Genomic DNA, 21083 nt, shown 5'->3' with positions numbered 1-21083 from the left:
AACCTCAACAAGGAGTAGCCATATGCTTTCCCTCAACACGGGCGATACAGGTTTTGTTATGCTCTGCACCGCGCTGGTGTGCATGATGACGCCCGCCCTTGCGCTGTTTTACGGCGGCATGGTCCGCAAAAAGAACGTGCTGACCATCATGATGCAGAACTTCATTTCCATGGGCGTTACGGCCATCATCTGGATTTTCGGCGGGTTCAGCCTCGCTTTCGGGCCGGATGTGGGCGGCCTGTTCGGCGACATCAGCTACCACTTCGCGCTGGATAAGGTGGGGATCGCTCCGAGCCCCGTCTATGCGAGCACTGTGCCTTTCATCCTGTTCTTTGCTTACCAGCTTATGTTTGCCGTCATCGCTCCGGCGCTGATCACGGGCGCGTTCGCCGGGCGGCTGAACTTCCGCGGCTACCTGAAGTTCCTCATCTTGTGGATGATCTTCATCTACATTCCCGTCTGCCACTGGATTTGGGGCGGCGGCTTCCTCGCCAAGATCGGCGTAATGGACTTTGCGGGCGGTATCGTGATCCACGTCAGCGCCGGTTTTGCGGCGCTTGCCTCGGTCATTTTCCTCGGACGGCGTGACGACATGAAGCCCGGCGAACCGACCGTACCCAACAACCTGCCGCTGGTCGCCGTGGGTGCCGGCCTCTTGTGGTTCGGCTGGTTCGGCTTCAACGCGGGCGGCGCATACGCCGCCGACGGCCTGGCCGCCTATGCCTTCACCAACACGACCATCGCCGGTTCCATCGCCATGATCGTCTGGATGCTTTACGACTGGCATTATGACCGCAAGCCTTCCTTCTCCGGCGTGCTCGTCGGCGCCGTGGCCGGCCTCGCCACCATTACCCCCTGCGCCGGGTACGTGGAACCGTGGGCCGCGATCATCATCGGCGCCGTGGGCTCCTCCGTATGCTACTACGCCAAGTATGTGCAGGAACGCCTCGGGTTCGACGATGCGCTCGAAGTATGGCGCGCCCACGGCATGGGCGGCGTCACCGGCGCCCTGCTCCTCGGCATTCTCGCCAGCAGCAACATCGACAAGGTGAACGCCAGCATCCATCAATTCCTCATGCAGCTCCTCGGCGTGATCATCGTGGCGGTCTACTCCTTCGTTGTGACCATCATCATCTTCAAGGTCATCAGCGCGTGGGGGCCGATCCGGGTCACCAAGGAAGAGGAAGAGGCGGGGCTTGATGAGTCCTTGCACGGCGAAGAAGCCTACAAGATGTAACTCTCAAAGGCCGGGCCAGCTCCCCGGCCTTTTTCGAAAGGAAACAACATGACTGAATTGGCCGGAACACTTTGGGTCGCGGGCGGAGGCGCGCTCGGCGCTTACTGCCGCTTCCAGATCTCCGCGTGGTTCGCCGCATGGTTCGGCAAGGGGTTCCCCTACGGTACCCTATTTGTAAACGTGCTCGGTTCTTTTATTATGGGACTGCTTGTAGGGGCAATCAAGATGAATGCCGTTCCCTTTATCCCGTGGCACGATTTCATTGGCGAAGGCTTTCTCGGAGCACTGACCACGTTTTCCACATTCTCCATGGATACGTTCGCCGCCTTCCGCGACGGACAGCCCGGAAAGGCCATCGCCAACGTCGTCGTCAATATGGTCCTGTGCCTCTGTGGGACCGCTTTCGGCTTTTTCCTGATGGTTCAGTAGGAGGAAGGCATGTCGTATATCGAAAACACCATTGCTGTCCTGTGCGGCGGCGCGGCGGGGGCGGTCTGCCGCTTCAAGCTGAATGCCGCAATCATGAGCGGCCTGACCATGACCTTCCCTCTCGGCATCCTCTGCATCAACGTGCTCGGCGGTTTTCTCATGGGCCTGCTGCAAGGAGCCATGAAACGCAGCGGAAAACCGTTCACGGTGGGATACAGCCTGCTTGGAACCGGCTTCCTCGGCGGTTTCACCACCTTCTCCACCTTCTCGCTCGATACGTTTAACCTCTACCATACCGGCGATCTCATGCTCGCAGGTCTGAACATTCTCCTCAATGCCGTAATATGCATCTGCGCCGTGTGGGCTGGCTACCGCATTGTCTTCCCACGCACCGCCGCCGCATAAGGAAACTCTGCCTTCCCTCTCAGGAGAATAGAGGCAAAGACCCGGTCATTGGCCGGGTCTTTGTTTTAAGCCTGTTCCCAACGCTCAATCTAAGGAACAGAGGGATAAACCGTTTTGAGAAAGCCATATTAACGAAAGCCCCAAAAGAAACTCGTGTGACTTCAATAGATTAAATACCGTTAACCACTCCAGTTCCCGGCATTCGTGCAATGTTCTCATTCCGCCGTTTCCAGTCCCGCGCGTTCAGCTCAAGTACTCACCCTCTGCTCTTGCGGATTATCGTCCGCGAACCAACACACCATCAGCGGAGGACAAAATAACATTATCGGAGGCACGGATCATGCGCACGGAGACAACTGTGGACTTGCCGAGGCGCCCAAAGGTACCAGCTACCACGTAAGCGGCGTTATTGGCTTTGCTCAACGCTCTCACATCTCGGCTGAGTACGAACTCCCCACCCTGCTCTTGAATAAAAATAGAGTTTTGCCGAGTACGTATATCGACAACGGTAAATCCCTGCTGTGAAAGGCGTGACCCCACGATGTCCCCAAGCAGCCTTCCCACCGTCGAAGACTGCGTCAAATTGTCCACATCCGCGAAACTGGCAACAATGACCGTCTCCCCTTCATTGAGGGGAGCATGTAGATTTTTGATGAGGCCATCCGCAAGTTCGTATCCGACCTTTACGATATCCGTCCTCGACATCTCCGCTTGGGAAAGCTGCGGAGGAACCTGTTTCATCTCATAGTGGCTGTCCGTACAACCACATAAACAAAAAAGTGCAAGCCCAAACACACAGATCTTTGCAGTATTCATGCTAATTCCCTACGCTTCTGTATGTTTTGGCCTGCATGGGCTGCTCCTTTCCTCTAAATGGCGGACGTTCCCAATATTGGTCGGAATCTTTCGCACGCATGTAGAAAAGACCTGAATAATCGTAGGTTACGGCCCCATCCACTGCCCCTGTAATATTTATGAGGACTTCGGTATCAATAGGGTACTTTGGAGTGGCCATATCCAGTAAATTCGCCGCCTCACCTAAAAGCCCGGCTCCCGCGGCACCAACAACCGGCCATGAACTCGGCCGGTTCTTGATAATGTAGCCAGCGCCGATTCCGCCTCCCGTAATCGCGGCGATGGTCCCCGGGTAAACATGAATGGTCTGCCGGGGTTCACTATACTTAATGATCTGAACACCCCAATCAATGCAGAGGGAGCCTTCACGGGCTCTGCTGAGCCGCGCCCCGGAAGCAGCTACCTCATGCCGGAGAAGTGTCGTAAAGGCTCGTCCGAAAGGAGAACGATCCTGTTCTGAGACATAGACGGAACTTCCAGTGGTGAGCTGCATCTCTTTAACGATTTGCTGGGCAAGGATGCGCCAGTGATCGGCGGCCTCAAGGGTTTGTTGCCCTGTTACAGGCCGGGCGACGGGTTGAGGCGCAAGGCTGCATCCCCAAGCGGTCAAAGTGAGCAACATGCTCATAAGACACAAAAAATATTTCCACATACCCGTCCTCCTGCATGTGGTCCATCACTATAATAGTTTACTCCTCAATTCAAGTTTTTATATAAGCTATTACATATTAAACGTGGTGTACCAAATGATATCGCCGAATATAAGATGTCATATGGACACAAAAGGAAACCTGATACTGCACGTGACCGTCTCCTATCCGTTCAGCTGTCTATGGCTTTCGTGCTTTCAGCGCTCTTTTCTAGTACTGCGCCAGTGATGATCGGACCTTTAAAAACATAATAAAACAAAACAGTTCACACAAATAAACTGCTATCAACCTTGCCCACCATCATCTTTCTTATACATGGGTATCCATGCCGCATTGGCCCATTCCTCATGAATCCGCTTGCTAGAAGGGACGGAGGCATTAGGATACAACCATGCTGCAAGCTCGGCGAGGCCGACAAGATAACGAGGCCCGCTTGCGATATCCGAATCGAGGATATACACGCGATTCTCTTTGACGGCATCGAGCAGCTGCCAGTTGTCCCGTTCCAAGACACTGCGCAAGCATTCATCGGTTCTCCGGGTGTCCTCTTCGGCATTCCGTTTGCCCAGGAGAATGCTCTTCACAAAACACTGCGGATTCCTTTCAAGAACCCATTCGGAATCCACCTGCATGGAGCGTATGCCAATATCATCGGCAAGGTTGTTTGCCCCCGCCATCTGCGTCAGATCATACAGGCCTGAGCCCGGTCCCGCTATTCTCAAGGGCGTGAAATGCTCCGCCAGCACAGTTGGCTTTGGCTGACCGGCTATGCTTTTTTGTATCTGCTCCGTCCAACGTGCCACCCATTCCCAATAGGCTTCCGTGCGCTTTTGCGCTTCCGGGCCCAAAATCGATGCGAGCGTCCGCATCTCTTCAGGCAATTTTCCGGGCTCCGTCAGATCAAGCCGCAGTACGGCGATCCCCAAAGGTTCCAACTGCCGTTCCAGTTCCGGGCCTGGGTTAGTTTTCCATGCAAGGATAACGTCCGGGCGAAGTTCCGCGATCACTTCGAAATTCGGCATGAAGCCGCGCCCTACGCTTGGCAGTCTCGCCACTTCGGGAAACTGTGCCTTTCGGGTCTTCGTGTGCTCCGTGATTCCGACGAGCGTGTCTATTCTCTCCATAATCCGGATACATTCGACGCCGGAAGCGGAGAGCGACACGACTCTGCGAACCGGAACGGGAATATGGACGCTTCTTCCCAAGGAATCCGTAACGACGGTTTCCGGACCTTGTGCCCAAGTCGCCGAACACATCGCCAAAACAAGAACGGCGAACCATCCCAGAATGCGGTTCACAATATATCCTTGAGCGTACGCACCAGCGTATCCGCCTCGAGTTCTTCAAGGTGCATATATTCGGCTTCCAAGCCTTCAGAAAGCGTCTTTGCCATTGCAAACTGGACGAGGCCTTGCCGCTCCACATCGATCACCAAGGAATGAGTGCGGCCATCGGCGGCAATACGCCGGGCGGCCTCCAGCGCAGCGGGCATGGGTTTCATCCCGTCCGGTGCGGCGTTCGCTCTTCCATCGGAAAGGACAAGCAGAATAGGTCTGGTATCGGGATCTTTCCGAAGCTGGTTCCTGATGATGCGATGGCTTTCCTCAAGTCCCGACGCAAGGGGAGTCCTCCCCCCCGTGGGCAGCTCCTCCAGCCTCCGGTAGGCCTGCTCCACACTCCCCGTGGGTTCCAACAGGACTTCGGCCTGTTGGCCGCGAAAAGCGATAAAAGCCACTTTATCCCGCTTCTGGTAGGCGTCCATAAGAAGAGACAGCACGGCGCCCTTGGCTTCCTCCATACGTCTGGCCGCCCCCATTGAGCCGGAAGCATCCACGGAAAAGACGATCAGGTTGCCGATTTTCTTTTCGCGGCGTCTGGTACGGATATCTGCAAGGGTAATGACGGGGCGGGTCCATCCTCCCTCGCCGACGCGGTGGCGCAAGGCTGCGGCTCGAAGCGTCGCATCCCACGCGATATCGGCATACTTCATTTCACTCCCCACGAGTGGAAGGCTTCCTACAGTCCTCCCTGCCTTTTGCAGCGTGGCCGTACGGGAGCGCCGTCCTGTTCCTTTGCGTTGCACCCGATCTTTTCTCAGCCGGATAGGCTTGATCGTAAACGGATCTCCAATGGCAAAGACCTGCTCCACATCTCCCAGCCCTGCTGCTCCTGAGCTGTTGGCCTGAGAGGGCAACAGCGGAACTGTATCAAAAGGCTGCTCCTGTGAATGGGAGTGCTCTCTTTGTTCGTCTCCATCCGTCTCGCGTCTGGACTGCTCCTGTTCTTGCGAGGGGGAACGTTCGTTCCGCTCTTGCTCCTTCTGTTCCTGCGGGGGCGGGGTCGTTATACGGCGCCGGTGCGCCAGCGCCAACTCCGCCGCCTCCAACACGTCTTCTTCCCGAACATCCAGCCTTCCGGCCAGTGCCGCGAATGCGCGGGCCGTCCGCTCCAGGGCCAGCTCACCACGATGCCCGGCGCAATGCGCTTCAGCGGCAAGCTCCGCCATCCGTTTCAGCAAAAGCCTGGGGATACGGACTTGCGCGACGAGCCGCTGCGCCTCCCGGATGCGGACGGCAAGCGCGGCCTCCCGTTCCGCGTATTGAAGGAGAAATCCTTGCGGATCAGCGTCAAACCGCTCGCGGAGCCTCAAGACCTCCAGCCGTTCTTCCACATCGCCGGGCGCGGATACCGAAACCGCCAGCCCGAAGCGATCCAGAAGCTGGGGCCGAAGCTCTCCCTCTTCCGGGTTCATCGTACCGACAAGCACGAAACGCGAAGGATGTTCTGCGGAGATGCCTTCCCGCCGGATCCGGTTCACGCCCTCGGAGCAGGCTTCGAGGATGATGTCCGCCACATGATCAGGAAGCAGATTGACTTCATCTATATACAAGATGCCACGGTGCGCGGCTGCGAGCAGTCCGGGCTGAAGGACACGCACACCCTCGCGGAACGCCGCTTCCATGTCCAGGCTTCCGGCTACCCTGTCTTCGCTGGCGGACAAGGGAACATCCGCCAGCTGGGGCGCAAAGGCCACTGATGGCAGCGCCCCCTTCCGTTTTTTCCTCGCGCAGGAGGGGCAAAGCCATTCTTCCGGGGCAAGCGGATCACAGTGCCACGGGCAGCCCGCAACAGCTTGAGATTGTGGCAGAAGCGAAGCCAGACCACGCACAGCCGTGGATTTCGCCGTTCCTTTTTCACCCCGCAGCAACACGCCGCCAATGCTCGGCAAAACGGCATTGGCGAGCAAGGCGCGCTTGATCTTTTCCTGCCCTACAAGGGCGGTGAAAGGAAACACCCGCCATTTGCCGGACATCACCGCACCGCCTTCGCGGACCCGACATTCTGAAAAGGCTTTCTCCTCATCCTGTGCGGCAGAACCAGCCGGGCCGCCTGCATGACATCTTCCCTGGCGGCCTCGCCATCCCCACGCCATGCGGCGATGGCCTTGACGGTTTTCAGCATGACGATATCCGCTCTGTGCCCGTCCACTTCCGTTTCAATAGCAAGTTCGACAATGGCGCGCATGACATCTTCCGGAACAGCGACGCTCCCAAGTTTCCGTCTGGCGGCGACAATCCGTTCGGCTATTTCGTTTTCCCGTTCCTGCCATGCGGCACGGAAGCCCACCGGATCATCTTCAAAGGCCGCACGGCGCGTCATCACCTGAAGCCGCGCTTCCGGTTCCGCCATGCCCCTGACCTCCACGCACAGACCGAACCTGTCGAGAAGCTGCGGGCGGAGTTCCCCTTCTTCCGGGTTCATCGTTCCAACAAGTACAAAACGGGAAGGATGCGACCAAGAAACGCCTTCACGCTCGACCGTGTTTACGCCCATTGCCGCCGCATCCAGCAATACGTCCACAAGATGGTCATCCAGCAGGTTGATTTCGTCCACATACAGGATACCCCGGTTGGCATCCGCAAGGATCCCCGGTTCGAAACGCCGTCTGCCTTCACGGAGGGCCGTTTCCATATCCAGTGAACCGACGACGCGATCTTCCGTGGAACCGACCGGCAAGTCGACCACACGAACCTGACGCGAAACGGATTCAAGAGCTTCCTGCTCCAGACACCACGGGCACAACGCGTCGCCGTGGGGGTCGCATCCGCAGGGACACCCATCCACCACGTCGATTTCCGGGAGAATCGCTTCCAGAGCCCGCACAGCCGTGGACTTGGCGGTCCCTTTTTCGCCTCGGATAAGTACCCCGCCGATGCCGGGATAGATCAGATTCAGCAACAGGGCCTGTTTCAGCTCCTCCTGCCCGACAATAGCGGAAAAGGGGTAACGCTGGCGAAGTGTCTTCATAGCTTCTCCTTCGATCTTACTGGTTGTTTCCGCGCACGACTTCCAGCGCCCGTTTCCATTCCGCCACATCGTCGGACGTGACGATGTCGATGGAGCCTCCCTGAAATTCCCCACCGAACGCCTCCGTACGGTCTTCCAGAGTTCCCTCTATATCCATGTAGGCCTCGCGCAATTCGGCGAGCACATCGGGATCGGCTTTCCATAAATGCCGGGCTTCGGCCTCAAGCAGCCGACGGGCGATTTCTTCCAGTGCCCACGGATTGTTTTCATCAAAAAAAGCCCGGGTTTCGGGATCCAGAACGAAGGTTTTGGCGATATCGTCGAAAATCCAGTCATCGACGGCCTGCGTGGTGGCTTCCCACCCGTACACGCGCCCGGTACGCTTGGAAATATCGCCCGCGCCCTTGTATCCGTGCCGCTTCATGCCCTCTATCCATTTGGGATTGAGCAAACGGGCCCGCACGACGCGGCGCACCTCATCAGTCAGATCGCGTACCTGCACCTGTTCGGGTTCGCGCGTGTCTCCGTAATAGGTTTTAACCTGCCCTCCCCGGAAGTGCGACGCCGCGGCCGTCATGCCGCCGTGCGTCCCATAGTAGCCGCAGCAGTTGAACAGATCGTGCTCGTCGCTGACCACCTTGTTGTAGGTGACATCCACTGTGGAGAGGCTGGCCTTCAGCGCCCTCGGGCGTTTGACCCCGAACGCGTCCTTGCCGTAGGCGTACCCGTTCCAATGGAGAAAAATATCCGCGAGATCGGCCTCCGTCTGCCATGCGGACGCGTAGACGGCGAGATTGACCCCGGCCTGATAGGTTCCCGGCTCCGAAGAAAAAATGCGAAAGGTCGCGGAACGCCACGCATCGGGATCATCAGCTTCGATAGCCGCCAGACGTTCCTGGGTATGTTTGCGGACAAAGTTGCTTTCCAGAGGTTCATCCAGCGCGGTGACGGCCTGTACCGCCGCATCCAGCATGTGCATGGCCGCAGGGAAACTGTCCCGAAGCAGACCCGATACGCGGACGGTCACGTCAATACGCGGGCGGCCCAGCTCTTCCAGCGGGATGACGTCGAACCCTTCCACCATCCCGTTGCCCAGCCAACGCGGAACCACTCCGAGAAGGTAGAGGAGCTGCCCCATCCCCTCGCCGTCGGCCCACATCATGTCGTTGCACATCCAGAACATGGCGACGTTCTCGGGGTAGCGCCCCTCTTCCTCCAGATGTTTGGCGATAAGCGCGCGGGCGAGGTTCTGCCCTACGCGCCACGCCGCACGGGTAGGCAGGCGTCGGGGATCAAGCGCGTAGAAATTCCGGCCAGTCGGCAAAATGTCTTCACGCCCCCGCGTAATGATGCCGGAAGGCCCCGGCAACACATAGTTGCCCGTGAAGGCGCTCAGCAAAGAACCCGTCTCGTCCGTGGCCTCCATCCGTTCGATGATGCCGAGAATCCTCCGCCCCACCGAAACAAGGCCCCCCAGCGCGTCCGGCACGAGGCACGCATCCCCCAGCAGAGAGCGGATACATGCGGGGAGAACCTCCGGATCCGTACCCTCCATCAGTATTTCACATACGGCAACAAGCTGTTTTTCCACCTTTTCCAACAGGCTGGCATGACTCTGCCCAAGGCGTTTGTCCACTCCTCCCGGTTCAGCAAGTAGTGTTTCAAGCTCGAACCCTTGGGCTGTGCACAACCTTTTCCGCAACGAGTCGGCCTGTCCCGCATCGTACCGGACAATGGACGCGATAAACTGCGCCCGCCGTTTCCCCTGCGGCGTTTCCCCAAAAACGTGCATACCGTCTTCCATATGCGTATTGCGGAGAAGGCCGAGAGCCGCATGGATACGGGAGGCAAGGGTGGCGAAGTCGGGGGACGTTTCAGGAGAGACTTGCGATTCCAGATTGGCGGCAGCGATGCCTTCCCGGATCAGGTGTTCCAGCTGGTGCGCCCGGTTGGGATTCCCGGCGCGAGCCTGTTCCCATTCCCCAAGCAGGCGATCCAGCTCTTCCAGTGCGTCGTAGAGGCCGCTCTGCACCATAACCGTCTGCATGTGATCGACTAGTTCCGCATAGCTCCGCCGCTTGGCGACAACACCTTCCGGAGGATTGTCGGAGTTGTAGATATAGACGTGCGGAACTTCATGCAGCGCAAGATCGGGGAAACAGGCACCGGACAGGCCGACGCTCTTCCCGGGAAGAAATTCAAGGTTGCCGTGCGTTCCCACATGCACCACGACATCCGCCCCGAAACCGTCCTGAAGCCAGCGGTAGGTCGCTATATATTGATGTGGAGGCGGCACGGAGGGGTCATGCAATATTTTGCAGACCTGCCCGTCACACCGGGAGCCGGCGCATCCGCGCTTGGGCTGGATGCAAACCACGGCATTGCCCCATCGGACGCCGGTAACGAGGATATCCCCGTTGAGCACCATTGCGGCGGGGACACCGTTCATCGGTTCCCCCGGCGGATTGCCCCATGCCTCCGCAACCTTTTGCCTGACGTTTTCCGGGTAGGCATCGAACCATCGCCGATAGGTTGCGAGATCCACATGGGCGAGTACCCCGCCCTTGGCCTCAATTTCCTGCACCGTCGTCCAACGGAATTCGGAAATCGCCTTGCGCTCCATGATGGTTTCGATGAGCGCCGCACCGGACTCGGGGACATCCACGGCATATCCGGCCTGCCGCATGGCCCGAAGGATACGGCTCACCGACTCCAGAGAATCCAGCTTGGCGGCTCCGCCTACGGATGCCTCCACGGACGCGCAGGGATCACTGTTCAAAAGAAAGGCGACCCGGCGTTCCGCCACGGGCTTATTTCTGAGACGCAGCCAGCGGGCGATGCGGGAGGCGAAACGCTCCACCCGTTCGGGATGGGGCGTACGGCGCTCGATTTCGGTTCCGCCCACGCCGGCCTGGGACAAGGTGCCGCCACCGAGGAAAAACGGCTCAATGGCTCCTTCAAATTCGGGCATGGCGACGGCCCACGACACTTCGCTGTTCAGACCCTGCGGATCGGCTTCCCATTCCTCAAGTGTTTTTGAGGAAGCGAAAACGGGCTGGAAGATAGGCACGCCGAGTTCACGGAAAACGCACACGCTTTCCCGCGCCGGGGAATCGTCTCCGACAAACGCGGGCATATTCCCACCGTTATTGGTGAAGTACGGCAAAAACTTGACGAGGGCCCCGATCCGGCTCCCGCTCTCCCCAAGAAAGACCTCACGTGACCAGATCGTCGCCCCCTTGTTGCCCGTCGCCTTATCCCGCAGCGTATTCGTAAAGGCCGGAAACACGCCCAAGCCCTTCGCTTCGAGGGCATGGACAAGTGCCGCTTCCACGTCGGGCATGTCGTTGACCCAGTAATGCCGACCGAACAGCAATCCGACCGTCCGTTCCGGATCCAAGCTCAGGCCGCGTTCACACGCATACCCCGCATACCACTCCAGATAGCCCCGCACCGTGGCAAAGGCGCGGACCGGCGCATCGGGATGCCAAAGCCCTTCCCAAGGAACGGGAACCGGTTCCGGAACCGCCGCGGCATTCGGCAATGCGTCCAGAAAACGGAACAGATTGCCGAGATTCTCCGCGCCGCCATAGGTCAGATAGCGATAAGCCGTCTGTGCCGTTTCGAAGGGTACCGAGGACAACGCCCACGCAGCCGGATCGTAACTGACGCAGACCACCGGTACCGTCTTCCCTATCAGGCGGATGCCTTCATCAAGCTGATCCCACAGCGCGTCCGTTGTCCGAAACACGAAAAGCGCTGTGGCGGAACGCATGGTTTCAAGGCAGCGCTCCACGCCGTCCGGCTCCTCCAGCATACGGGAAGACAGGACGCGCACCGAGGGCATCCCAGGGCGAGAGGCTGCGGACATCAATGCGCCCACATGGCTGGACCAGGCGACACAGACAACGGACATGCATTCCTCCTGAAAAGGATACGGGAAGGGGCGCGGCAACACTTGCAGCCCCTTCCCTGTCATGTAATGGAGGGAGACCCATTACAATTTTTAGAACCCGGCCTCCAGACCAACGAAAAACATGTTGATCGGAACGCGGGAACCGTTCGTATAGCGGATTTCATCCTTCGTGGTGATACCTTGCATTTCGATGAAAGGTTCCAGCCAGTATCGTTCGTAATCAAACCGCTTGGACAGCTTGAACTCGCCCAGCCAGAAGTTGCCCTCGGCGATATCACCGTTGTCCGTCTGATCCTGCCAGATGCGGCCCAACCATGTGGCGCTGGCCTGCAACGTAAACCAGTCGGGATGTGAGAACGTAAACCCAAGGCTCGCCTTGCGCGTGGGAACATTGTGCAGATGGTTTCCCTGATTGGCTCCGGAGCGGATTTCCGGGCGCAGCGCGGTCCCTTCGGCAAAAAGCTTCAAATACTCGTTGTATTGGTAGTGGATGTTGGCTTCGATGCCGGTGATGGTCACCTTGTCGATGTTTTCCTTTATCTTGATGTTGTAGCCGTCTTCCTTTCCCTTCGGGATGTTGGCGATGTAATCCTCGGCCCACGTCTTGTAGCCGGTCACATTCAGGGTCAGCCTGTCCGTGGGGTTGACGTCCACACCGACATCCCACGTCTTGGACAGTTCGGGTTTCAGGTCAGGGTTGCTCTTATAGCGGCTCGAACCGATGATGGAACCGCCAAAAAGATCGTTGAGCGTCGGCGCGCGGAACGCCTCACCGTAGTTGGACCGGAACACCACAAGGTTATCCCATGGGTCCACGCGTACGCCGAGCTTGGGAGAAAAACGCACGTTGCTGGCCGAAGCGAAATCCTGTTTGTCGGGATTCACCCTGTCATTGGTGTCTTGAAGGTATCCCTTGCTCCGCCAGTAGTCGTAACGAACGCCGGGTACGACGGTGAGCTTGCCGTCCCAAATCGATATTTCATCCTGAAGATAGCCACTCAGGTTCAACTCCTTGCCGCCCTTCTGAGTATAGCGGGTCGAAGTGAAGTAGTTGGACTCCGAATCGAATTTTCCCCAAGAGCCAGCGACCCCGACCGTAAACAAATGCATGTCGCCAAGGGCAAACGTATTGCTTTGATCCCAAGAAACGGTCCGCATCCTGGAAGGGGCTTCGGACGTTTTGACCGTTTTGCTGGCGTTGTCATAATCGGACTTGGTGAAGTCGCCCCGAACGGAGAAACTGCTGTCCACTACGCCAAAATCCTTATGCAATCTGGCACCGATGCCCTGATGCTTATTGCTGTACAGGTTAAAGTCTTCGATGTGCCATCTACCTGTATTTTCAAAGGAGGACATTTCTCCATGTATGGAGAGATCCGCGGTTTCGTCAAAACGGTAATTCAACGCCAACGCCCCGTTGTAGTTCTCCATCTTCTCTCGGGCACTGTTGAATTCGTTCCGGTTTGAACTGGTTTTGGGACTGTGTTCCGGCAGGACGTTGAAACCGCGCGACTTCAACATGCTGCCGGAAATGGCGTAGCTGAATTTGTCGATAGCCCCGGTATGGTAGAGCTTGTTCTGCCATGTGTTGTAGCGTCCGAACTTGGTGCCGACCGTGGTTTTGAAACCTTCTTCCGTCGGTTTTCTCGTGATGATGTTGATGACGCCGCCCATCGCGCTGGAACCGTACAGCGCGGAAGCGGGCCCACGCACCACTTCGATGCGCTCCACGGTATCGAGGCTGATGGTGTCCCAGTTGAAGATATTGTTCCCCGCCGTCATAACAGGGAGGCCGTCCATAAGTACCAGGACGCGCCCGTTGACGTCGTCGCCGCCCATACCACGGATGATCACCTTATTCTGCGTGCTCGTACCATAAAAGGAACGTGCCGAATCGACGGTAACGCCCGGCATCGTGCGCATGACGTCCAACACGTTGTTGGCGGGCATCTTTTCGATCTGTTCGCGCGTCACCACGGAAACGTCTGCCGTCGTTTCACCAAGGCTGTGTTCCGTTTTGGTCGCTGTGACGACGACCGGCTTCATGGTCGCGCTGACGGTTTCCTCCGCAAGTGCGCCTTGCGGGAACAAACACAGAGCCCCCAACAACGCGGCCAGACAGGTTCCTTGCTTCTTCACTGTTCCATGTCCTCTTCTTGAAAAATCCCTGAATGGGACGGAAAAACCGCCCCCTCCTCTGTCGTATCGGGAAACCACAGGGAAACCTGCGGATTATCCGCGGCATGGAACGCGCGCATGGGAAGACCATAAACCGAGGCGATGCGTTCGCCCGTCAAAACATCCGCCGGAGCGCCGGAAGCCACGATCCCCCCATCCTTCATGAGGAGAATCGTATCGGCATAGCGGGCGGCAAGATTGATGTCGTGCATGGAAAGGATGACGCCCTTGCCCTGCTTCGTGGCAACACGGCGAGCCGTTGTCAGCACTTCCACCTGATGACGGAGATCCAGGCTGCTGGTGGGCTCATCAAGAAGCAGCCAATCCGTCTCCTGAACAAGAGCGCGGGCCAACGCAACCTTCTGGCGCTGCCCTCCGGAAAGGTTGGCAAGAGGACGCTCCGCGAGCGCATCCAGATCCAGCCGGGAAAGAACCGTCCCCGTCAACGCCACATCGGAAGGGGAAGGCCCCCACACAAACCACGGTTTGCGTCCAAGCAATACGAACTCAAATACACTGAGCGGAAAACGCAGGGACACATCCTGCGGGATATAGGCGAGCTTGCGGGCACGCCTCTGGGCGGTCATGCGTCCTATCGGCATACCCGACAGGAGCATTTCGCCAGAGGAAGGTTTCAAGATTCCCAGCAACAGCTTGAGGAGCGTCGTTTTTCCGGTTCCGTTGGGACCGAGAACGGCACAGATCCCACCGCTTCGAAACGTGAAGGAAAGGCCCTCAATGAGGGGCCTCCCTGCCGGATAAGCAAAAGACAGATCGCGGAGTTCAAGCATGATTCTGCCCTTTCCGCATCAACAGCCAGAAGAAGAAAGGAACGCCGAGAAAAGAGGTCAAAATCCCGATGGGTATGATCTGAGGAGGGCAAATGTTTCTGGCGAGCACATCGGAAAAGGTGACAAGGGACGCCCCAAACAACGCCGCACCGGGAATCAGGAAGCGGTGTTCGGCGCCAAGGGCAAGACGTGCGATATGCGGGGCAACCAGTCCGATAAAACCGATGACTCCGGTAAAGCATATAGCCCCCGCCGCCATGAGCGAAGCGGCCAGAATCCCGCCGATACGCAAACGCCGCACATTGACGCCCAGCGACGAAGCGGTTTCTTCACCGGCAAGCAACGCATTGAGATCCCATGACAGTTTCAGTGCGAACGGTACCGGAAGCAAGATCATGACAGCGGCCATCCCCAACTCCGACCATCCCACGCGTCCCAAATTGCCGAACCCCCAAAAGACAATCGCCTGTACCTCATATTCCGTGGCAACATATTGCAGCAACGAGGTCGCGGCGGAAAACAGGAACATAATGGCAACCCCGCCGAGGATCAGCGTTTCAGGACGGCTGTCGCGCAGTCGGGCAAAGCCCAGTGCCGCAAACGCCGTCAATGCGGCGAATACAAAAGCGTTCCCCGCCATCCCCCATTGCGATGCCCCGCCCAGTAGAATAGCCAGCGCGGCACCGAAGGCCGCACCGGAGGAGATGCCCAGCGTAAAAGGAGAGGCCAACGGGTTCCGCAGTACCGCCTGTGCCAGCGTTCCACTCATGGCAAGTCCGGCTCCCACCAGCGCCCCCATGAGCACTCGGGGAAGGCGCAGGCGAACAAAGAGCGCCAACTCGTGTTCAGAGAGCCCCAAGGGAAGGCGCACCACACCGTTTCCCACACTCACCCCCAAAAGGAGCATACACAACGCCACCAAGGCGAGCAGCCCCAAAAGAAGATTCTGCCGTTTACGGCGAGCAAGGTAGCGAGCAGCAGGAATGGCATGCATCTCTTCAATCTCATTTGAGTATTATTTTTATAAAAAAAATGTCACCAGAATAGGTAGCACACTCTTTACGATTGTGCTACTTCTTTTTTCGTGTTCGACGAGGTTCCTTACGCCCTCATCTCTTCCCAATACACCCAGCGACAGGCTCCTGACTGATGATTCAGACTGAACATATCACCAAATCATTTGGCCGAACCCACATCCTGTCCGGCATAAGCCTGCATGTGAGGGATCGGGAACTTGTGGCCTATCTCGGACCGAACGGAGCCGGAAAGACAACGACCGTACGTATCCTGTCCGGTCAGGCCCGGGCAGACGGCGGCACCGTCAAACTTGCCGGGCGTAACCTCACCGAACACCCGTTGGAAGCCAAGGCATTGTGCGGCGTCGTGAGCCAGCATCTCAATCTGGATGCGGAACTTTCAGTACGGGAAAATCTGGACATCCACGGACGGCTTTTCGGCATGAACGCATCCGAGAGAAAGGAAGGGATCACCAGTTTGCTTGAAACCGTCGAAATGGCACACAAGGTCGACGTGCTGACGAAAACGCTTTCGGGGGGAGAAAAACGGCGTATCATGCTGGCGCGGGCCTTATTGCATAAACCCCGCATCCTCTTTCTGGACGAACCCACGGTAGGGCTTGATCCGCTCATCCGCCGAAAACTCTGGGGCTTGATCAAACGCATCCAGCAGGAAGGCACAACCATCCTCCTGACAACGCATTACATTGAGGAAGCGGAATTTCTTGCCGATCGGGTTATCTTTCTCGACAAGGGGCGCATCGTTGCCGAAGGTACTCCGAACGCGCTCATGAACCGAATCGGCCAATGGGCTCTTGATGTCCAGTGCAACGGTCTGTTGACGACCCGCTGCTTCAATGAACGCGATGAAGCCGCCAGAGAAACCACTCAGGAACAGGGGACCAGCACGGTGAGGAGGGTCAATCTTGAAGATGTGTTTCTGAGCATTACGGGACGTAAAGTCTCGGGGAGCGCACAGTGAAGCCCCTTCGCGGCATGGCGGCCGTATACCTGCGGGAAATGCTCATCCTCAGACGCCGCATTCTCAAACAGTTTGCTTCGTGGCTCGTCTCGCCGCTTCTGTATCTGGTGGCTTTTCATTACGCCATGAACGATACGCTCGTCGGCTCGCGTCCCTATGCCGATTTCCTCCTGCCCGGGCTCGTAGCCATGAGCAGCATGACCCAAAGCTGGGCCATCGCCAGCGACATCAACATCAGCCGTTTTTACTGGCATACCTTTGATGAATTTCAGACGGCCCCCCTCCATGCTGCAGCTTATGTTACTGGAGAGGTATTGGCGGGGATGACCCGTGCCGTATTGGCCTGTCTTGTTGTTATGGGAATCGGGTTGCTCGGCGGTATCCAGATCGCCTATGGCGCACCGGGGCTCTGGCTCGCCCTCTTGTTGAACGCGTGGCTCTTTTCAAGCCTTGCCGTAGCGCTTGCTTTGCATGTCAAAGCCCATGCGGATCAGGCGCTGCTGTCCAACTTCGTCATTACGCCCATGGCCTTTCTCGGCGGCACGTTCTTTCCATTGGATCGCCTCCCCGGTTGGGCTCAACATGTTTTGGAACTCCTCCCTCTTCCCCATGCGGCGCAAGCCATGCAAGCCGCCGCTATCGGACAACCCGTGCGTTTTCTTTCCTGCGGCCTGCTTTTTCTTGGTGCCGGCGCCGCGTTTACGTGGGCTATCTTCAGTGTCAGGAGCGCACAGGGATGAACCTGTCAGGAGGGCGCTGTTTCTGCCTCATGTTGGGCGTGTCGCTTTTGGCACACGGAGGGCTTTTCCTCAATCGCTCGCCGCTGGCACGTCTCTCCGAATCTAAAGAAGCTCCGCTCTCTCTGCGCCTCGCCGTAACGCCAGCTCCACCCGCGCCGACCAATGCAGCGGAATCCAGCCCGCAGCCCCCTCCGCTTGCTCCGAAAGAAAAAACGCCTCCCCGACCAACGCCCCAGCAGGAACCTCCGCCGCCTCAAAAGCGTTCCACCCACCAGGCCAAAACTGAAAAACGGAGAACAGCCCCCCAAAAAACAGCAACACCGCCAGAGCATTCCCGCGCACCACAGGCTCAATCGGCAAAGGCCCCCTCACCTTCCTCTCCACAACACACCGTACAGCCGGCACAAGGAAAAACGGAAGCAGCCGCCCCTCGGCACACGTCATTCGACGCCGTGGACGGGCCGAAATTCCTCCAGCCGCCAGCACCGCGTTACCCACGGCTGGCGCAACGCAAAGGTATCGAGGGACAGGTGCTCATGGAATTGATGATTGACGCGGAGGGGCGTTTGATGAGTGCGTCCATAAAAAAAAGCGGCGGGAACGGATTCGATGAAGCGGCCCTTGAAGCCGTCCGGAAGGCCATTTTCCGCCCCGCGACCCATAACGGACGCCCGGCAACCTGTATTGTTCTCCTTCCCATCCACTTTACGCTGAGGGATGCCTCATGAATTTTCTCATGTCGTTTGCCGATTTCTTTGCCAAAGGCGGCCCGCTCATGTGGCCCATTCTCCTGTGTTCCGTACTCGCTCTCGCCATAGTCCTGTTCAAGACGTTGGAATATACGACAGCCCTGCATACGCTCGGAAAAATCAAACAGGGAGACTCCATTCCCCTGCCTTGGTTTTTGGCACCCATCTGCGAACGACTGGGGACAGCCGACGAAGAAACCTTATCCCTCACAGCGAACAGGCAGGTCAGGAAGCTGGAGCGGGGGCTCGGCGTCCTGGAGTTGATCACGACGATCGCACCCATCCTGGGGCTTACCGGCACAGTGACCGGCATGATCAGCACATTTCAAGCGATAGGGGAACACGGATCACGGGTGGATCCTTCCGTGCTCGCCGGGGGTATATGGGAAGCCCTGATCACGACGGCTGCAGGATTACTGGTCGCCCTTCCCGCGCATGTCGCCTATCATTTCCTTGAGAACCGTCTGTCTGAACTTATCCAGACTGTTCAAGAAATCGTTGACGTTCGCCGCATTGCCTTCTGTGGGATATCCCATGGACATTAAACGGCGCAAACGGGCACGCAACAGCATGAGCATTACGCCGCTTGTCGATGTGGTATTCCTCTTATTGCTGTTTTTTGCTCTCACCCTTCATTTTTCTCCTGAGGAGGCCATCTCCGTAGAACTGCCGACATCTTCATCGGCAAAACAACAATCGGAAACGGAGATTATCCTGACAGTAACCCCGGAAGGGGTGATCCGTCTGAATGGAAAAGATGTCCCATCACAATCTCTGGAAACGGAACTCGCCAGCCTGCGGAAGATTGATGAAAAACAAGCCGTACAGGTACGCGCAGATCAAGAGGTAGAAGTTGGTAAACTTGTGGCAATCATCGATGCAATCCGCAACGCCGGATTTCAGCATTTTGATCTGATGACGCAACAAGTTAACCGCAAATAATACATGATACCGGGGTACCCATGATTTCGAGAGGGGTATTTCAGAAAAAAAGCACTTGCCAAACGAACGATCAAGTAATCGCCAATCCCGTGCGCAGTATTCAGACTCTGACACTGAATACAGAGAATATCACTCCTCCGTCTTCGCCACGAAGAGGGTAAACAATCGAAGTATGAATGCCCTGTTCGGAAGAATTCACCTCAAGAAACCAGCAAAGGATAATATAGTGTATAGCCAAGGTACGTTATCAATTCTTGTAAACAGGATACTCCTCTCGGCTGAACAAGGATTGTTTCAAAGGAACATTTTTCAAACGACACTTGAAAAGGGCATAAGAGCGCGTAGATAAGTGACCATAACCGCCCAGGAAATCCGTTCCCGTCTGCTCGATATACGATCGTTTTTCAAGGTGTTCCTGCAGGGAACTCACAAGAGAGCAAAGAACCGATCGAGTTCCAGACAGAACGCTATAGCCTCCAGGAAAAGGCCATAGCCGTCATTGCCGAACGGAATCTCGGCCCCGCCGAAGATATTCAAAAACTGTCCGACACCATGGATACAACGTCCTGCTCGCGGAGGACAACGAGCTGAACCGGGAAATCGCGGAGGAACTCCTCAAGACACAAGGGTTATCCGTCAGTTGCGCGGAGAACGGACAGATTGCGGTGGACATGTTCAAATCCTCACCCTCCCTCCCGGAACCTATAACATCATCCTGATGGACATCCAAATACCGATGATGGACGGATATCAAACAGCGGCGATCCGCAGTGCCCCGGATCACCCGGACGCAGCCACTATCCCGATTATTGCCATGACGACCAACACCTTCAGCGAAGATGTTGCCACAGCAGCCGCAGCCGGAATGAGATAGAGCCCTGCGTCTCGGGGACGGAGTTGGGGCCGTCTCCGACATGCTTTTCATCAAGCATTCTAGACCAACCTGCCGTGCCGTATGTTACGACTCCATCTGTTGTGTAACTTGGTTTTATTGCAACTAAGGATTTCATTATTGAAATCAAAAGAACCGCCACTTACATAATCGCCAATCTGCCCTCTCTTGTTCGCCAGTTTTCTCTGATTCCCCCCAACTGCCACGTCCTTCGCGGTGAGTGAAATCGTCAGCCCATCAGGCTTGACGGAACCACGTGTGATTGGCGGAATCGGCGGCAGCCGTGGCGCTGGATGCGGCGTTCATCTCACTCACACTGGCAGCAGCGGCGGAAACGGAGGCTTCGCCATTACCGTATTCGCGGCTTCCGTCGCGGTCTGTTCACTGTCCTTGGCCACGTTCTCGGAAGCTTTCGCCGCCGTGGCGGAGGTTGACGCTTCTCCCGCCTTGGCTGTGTGAGCCTACGAGCGCCATATGACGTGTATTGCTTAAAGGTATTGGATTTTATTGTTCCATTTGGCGGATATAAAAACTCAATACGATCTATATTGTGCTTAATTTAACGTACATTCTATAAATCGGTAACCAATTTGTGCATAATCGTTACTCAATTGACCAATTGCTTTATTCAATATATATTCACATAAAATTCATAGGGCATTCTTCAAATTTCAAAAATAGTTTTAAGGAGTGGTCATGAATGAATTTTATCAACTTATTCAAGATACTGTATCACGGAGTCCCATCGGAGCCAAAGCTGTTGCTGTAAAAATCGGCAAACCTTACTCCACCATGATGAGGGAAGTGAACCCCAATGATAAAGGTGCAAAAGTAGGTGCCGACACCCTTATGGATATCGTAAGGGCAACTAAAGACATAAGCCCCCTTGTATTCATGGCGAAAGAGCTTGGGTACAGGCTTGTCCCTGTCTCAAAAGATGAAGGAGAGGAGGACTCGGCTGCATTATAAGATAACCATATATATTAACATAAA

General features: G+C 56.7%; 19 protein-coding genes. 10 read left to right on the top strand and 9 right to left on the bottom strand.

The window, feature by feature from the left end; genetic code table 11:
• The first annotated feature begins 22 nt into the window (after positions 1-22).
• From T370_RS0104370 to crcB (T370_RS0104360), 3 genes are read left to right on the top strand one after another with little or no spacing between them, the layout of a single operon-like run.
• Positions 23-1237, top strand: a complete 1215-nt coding sequence (locus T370_RS0104370; RefSeq protein ID WP_005027158.1) for an ammonium transporter — start codon at positions 23-25, stop codon at positions 1235-1237.
• A gap of 48 nt (positions 1238-1285) precedes the next feature.
• A complete protein-coding gene (gene crcB, locus T370_RS0104365) occupies positions 1286-1666 on the top strand; it encodes a fluoride efflux transporter CrcB (protein WP_029434883.1) in 381 nt (126 codons plus the stop codon).
• Positions 1667-1675: 9 nt separating this feature from the next.
• Positions 1676-2071 (top strand): fluoride efflux transporter CrcB, encoded by a 396-nt coding sequence (gene crcB / locus T370_RS0104360; protein ID WP_005027160.1) that lies wholly within the window; start codon positions 1676-1678, stop codon positions 2069-2071.
• A gap of 276 nt (positions 2072-2347) precedes the next feature.
• Here the strand turns inward: crcB (T370_RS0104360) and T370_RS0104355 are convergent, their stop codons facing one another.
• The 9 genes from T370_RS0104355 to T370_RS0104315 form a co-directional block, all read right to left on the bottom strand.
• A complete protein-coding gene (locus T370_RS0104355) occupies positions 2348-2887 on the bottom strand; it encodes a FlgO family outer membrane protein (protein WP_029434882.1) in 540 nt (179 codons plus the stop codon).
• A gap of 1 nt (position 2888) precedes the next feature.
• The gene (locus T370_RS0104350; RefSeq protein WP_029434881.1) at positions 2889-3578 is read right to left on the bottom strand and encodes a hypothetical protein; all 690 of its coding nucleotides are present in this window, start codon (positions 3576-3578) and stop codon (positions 2889-2891) included.
• Positions 3579-3860: 282 nt separating this feature from the next.
• Complete coding sequence (locus T370_RS0104345; RefSeq protein ID WP_029434880.1) at positions 3861-4874, bottom strand: ABC transporter substrate-binding protein; 1014 nt, start codon at positions 4872-4874, stop codon at positions 3861-3863.
• Positions 4871-6889, bottom strand: coding sequence for a magnesium chelatase subunit D family protein (locus tag T370_RS0104340; RefSeq protein ID WP_029434879.1), 2019 nt, complete (start codon positions 6887-6889; stop codon positions 4871-4873). The genes T370_RS0104345 and T370_RS0104340 overlap by 4 nt, the downstream gene beginning before the upstream one ends.
• Positions 6889-7884 carry a magnesium chelatase ATPase subunit I gene (locus tag T370_RS0104335; RefSeq protein ID WP_029434878.1) on the bottom strand — a complete coding sequence of 332 codons (996 nt, stop codon included), beginning with the start codon at positions 7882-7884 and terminating at the stop codon, positions 6889-6891. The genes T370_RS0104340 and T370_RS0104335 overlap by 1 nt, the downstream gene beginning before the upstream one ends.
• 16 nt (positions 7885-7900) lie before the next feature.
• Positions 7901-11800, bottom strand: coding sequence for a cobaltochelatase subunit CobN (cobN, locus tag T370_RS0104330; RefSeq protein ID WP_029434877.1), 3900 nt, complete (start codon positions 11798-11800; stop codon positions 7901-7903).
• A 90-nt stretch (positions 11801-11890) separates the two neighbouring features.
• Positions 11891-13939 (bottom strand): TonB-dependent receptor plug domain-containing protein, encoded by a 2049-nt coding sequence (locus tag T370_RS0104325; protein ID WP_029434876.1) that lies wholly within the window; start codon positions 13937-13939, stop codon positions 11891-11893.
• Positions 13936-14769 carry an ABC transporter ATP-binding protein gene (locus T370_RS0104320; protein WP_005027175.1) on the bottom strand — a complete coding sequence of 278 codons (834 nt, stop codon included), beginning with the start codon at positions 14767-14769 and terminating at the stop codon, positions 13936-13938. The genes T370_RS0104325 and T370_RS0104320 overlap by 4 nt, the downstream gene beginning before the upstream one ends.
• Positions 14762-15763, bottom strand: coding sequence for a FecCD family ABC transporter permease (locus T370_RS0104315; protein WP_005027178.1), 1002 nt, complete (start codon positions 15761-15763; stop codon positions 14762-14764). Before T370_RS0104315 ends, T370_RS0104320 begins: the two co-directional genes overlap by 8 nt.
• Positions 15764-15918: 155 nt before the next feature.
• Between T370_RS0104315 and T370_RS0104310 the strand changes: the two genes are divergently transcribed.
• The 7 genes from T370_RS0104310 to T370_RS0104270 all read left to right on the top strand — a co-directional run bounded on the left by T370_RS0104310 (position 15919) and on the right by T370_RS0104270 (position 21059).
• Positions 15919-16767 (top strand): ABC transporter ATP-binding protein, encoded by an 849-nt coding sequence (locus T370_RS0104310; protein ID WP_029434874.1) that lies wholly within the window; start codon positions 15919-15921, stop codon positions 16765-16767.
• On the top strand, positions 16764-17507 hold the full coding sequence (locus T370_RS0104305) for an ABC transporter permease (RefSeq protein WP_029434873.1): 744 nt from the start codon (positions 16764-16766) through the stop codon (positions 17505-17507). Before T370_RS0104310 ends, T370_RS0104305 begins: the two co-directional genes overlap by 4 nt.
• Complete coding sequence (locus tag T370_RS26175; RefSeq protein ID WP_314970493.1) at positions 17504-18235, top strand: energy transducer TonB; 732 nt, start codon at positions 17504-17506, stop codon at positions 18233-18235. Before T370_RS0104305 ends, T370_RS26175 begins: the two co-directional genes overlap by 4 nt.
• Positions 18232-18801, top strand: a complete 570-nt coding sequence (locus T370_RS0104290; protein ID WP_029434870.1) for a MotA/TolQ/ExbB proton channel family protein — start codon at positions 18232-18234, stop codon at positions 18799-18801. The genes T370_RS26175 and T370_RS0104290 overlap by 4 nt, the downstream gene beginning before the upstream one ends.
• Positions 18791-19198 (top strand): ExbD/TolR family protein, encoded by a 408-nt coding sequence (locus T370_RS0104285; protein WP_029434869.1) that lies wholly within the window; start codon positions 18791-18793, stop codon positions 19196-19198. Before T370_RS0104290 ends, T370_RS0104285 begins: the two co-directional genes overlap by 11 nt.
• Positions 19199-20348: 1150 nt before the next feature.
• Positions 20349-20549: a hypothetical protein gene (locus T370_RS0104275; protein WP_029434868.1), complete on the top strand. Its 201-nt coding sequence runs from the start codon at positions 20349-20351 to the stop codon at positions 20547-20549.
• Positions 20550-20786: 237 nt separating this feature from the next.
• Positions 20787-21059: a phage regulatory CII family protein gene (locus T370_RS0104270; RefSeq protein WP_016361026.1), complete on the top strand. Its 273-nt coding sequence runs from the start codon at positions 20787-20789 to the stop codon at positions 21057-21059.
• The last annotated feature ends 24 nt before the right edge of the window (positions 21060-21083 follow it).

It is taken from the genome of Bilophila wadsworthia ATCC 49260, assembly GCF_000701705.1.
In the GTDB taxonomy this organism is placed as follows: Bacteria; Desulfobacterota; Desulfovibrionia; order Desulfovibrionales; family Desulfovibrionaceae; genus Bilophila; species Bilophila wadsworthia.
Note: the sequence above shows the minus strand (reverse complement) of the source record. Positions and strands in the feature narration are given on the sequence as shown.

What these genes read in the sequence shown, in the direction of transcription:
- T370_RS0104355 (WP_029434882.1), bottom strand. Translation starts at nt 2,887, where the DNA reads ATGAATACTGCAAAGATCTGTGTGTTTGGGCTTGCACTTTTTTGTTTA.
- T370_RS0104315 (WP_005027178.1), bottom strand. Translation starts at nt 15,763, where the DNA reads ATGCATGCCATTCCTGCTGCTCGCTACCTTGCTCGCCGTAAACGGCAG.
- T370_RS26175 (WP_314970493.1), top strand. Translation starts at nt 17,504, where the DNA reads ATGAACCTGTCAGGAGGGCGCTGTTTCTGCCTCATGTTGGGCGTGTCG.
- T370_RS0104285 (WP_029434869.1), top strand. Translation starts at nt 18,791, where the DNA reads ATGGACATTAAACGGCGCAAACGGGCACGCAACAGCATGAGCATTACG.
- T370_RS0104350 (WP_029434881.1), bottom strand. Translation starts at nt 3,578, where the DNA reads ATGTGGAAATATTTTTTGTGTCTTATGAGCATGTTGCTCACTTTGACC.
- T370_RS0104370 (WP_005027158.1), top strand. Translation starts at nt 23, where the DNA reads ATGCTTTCCCTCAACACGGGCGATACAGGTTTTGTTATGCTCTGCACC.
- T370_RS0104320 (WP_005027175.1), bottom strand. Translation starts at nt 14,769, where the DNA reads ATGCTTGAACTCCGCGATCTGTCTTTTGCTTATCCGGCAGGGAGGCCC.
- cobN (WP_029434877.1), bottom strand. Translation starts at nt 11,800, where the DNA reads ATGTCCGTTGTCTGTGTCGCCTGGTCCAGCCATGTGGGCGCATTGATG.
- crcB (WP_005027160.1), top strand. Translation starts at nt 1,676, where the DNA reads ATGTCGTATATCGAAAACACCATTGCTGTCCTGTGCGGCGGCGCGGCG.
- T370_RS0104335 (WP_029434878.1), bottom strand. Translation starts at nt 7,884, where the DNA reads ATGAAGACACTTCGCCAGCGTTACCCCTTTTCCGCTATTGTCGGGCAG.
- T370_RS0104290 (WP_029434870.1), top strand. Translation starts at nt 18,232, where the DNA reads ATGAATTTTCTCATGTCGTTTGCCGATTTCTTTGCCAAAGGCGGCCCG.
- T370_RS0104340 (WP_029434879.1), bottom strand. Translation starts at nt 6,889, where the DNA reads ATGTCCGGCAAATGGCGGGTGTTTCCTTTCACCGCCCTTGTAGGGCAG.
- crcB (WP_029434883.1), top strand. Translation starts at nt 1,286, where the DNA reads ATGACTGAATTGGCCGGAACACTTTGGGTCGCGGGCGGAGGCGCGCTC.
- T370_RS0104270 (WP_016361026.1), top strand. Translation starts at nt 20,787, where the DNA reads ATGAATGAATTTTATCAACTTATTCAAGATACTGTATCACGGAGTCCC.
- T370_RS0104310 (WP_029434874.1), top strand. Translation starts at nt 15,919, where the DNA reads ATGATTCAGACTGAACATATCACCAAATCATTTGGCCGAACCCACATC.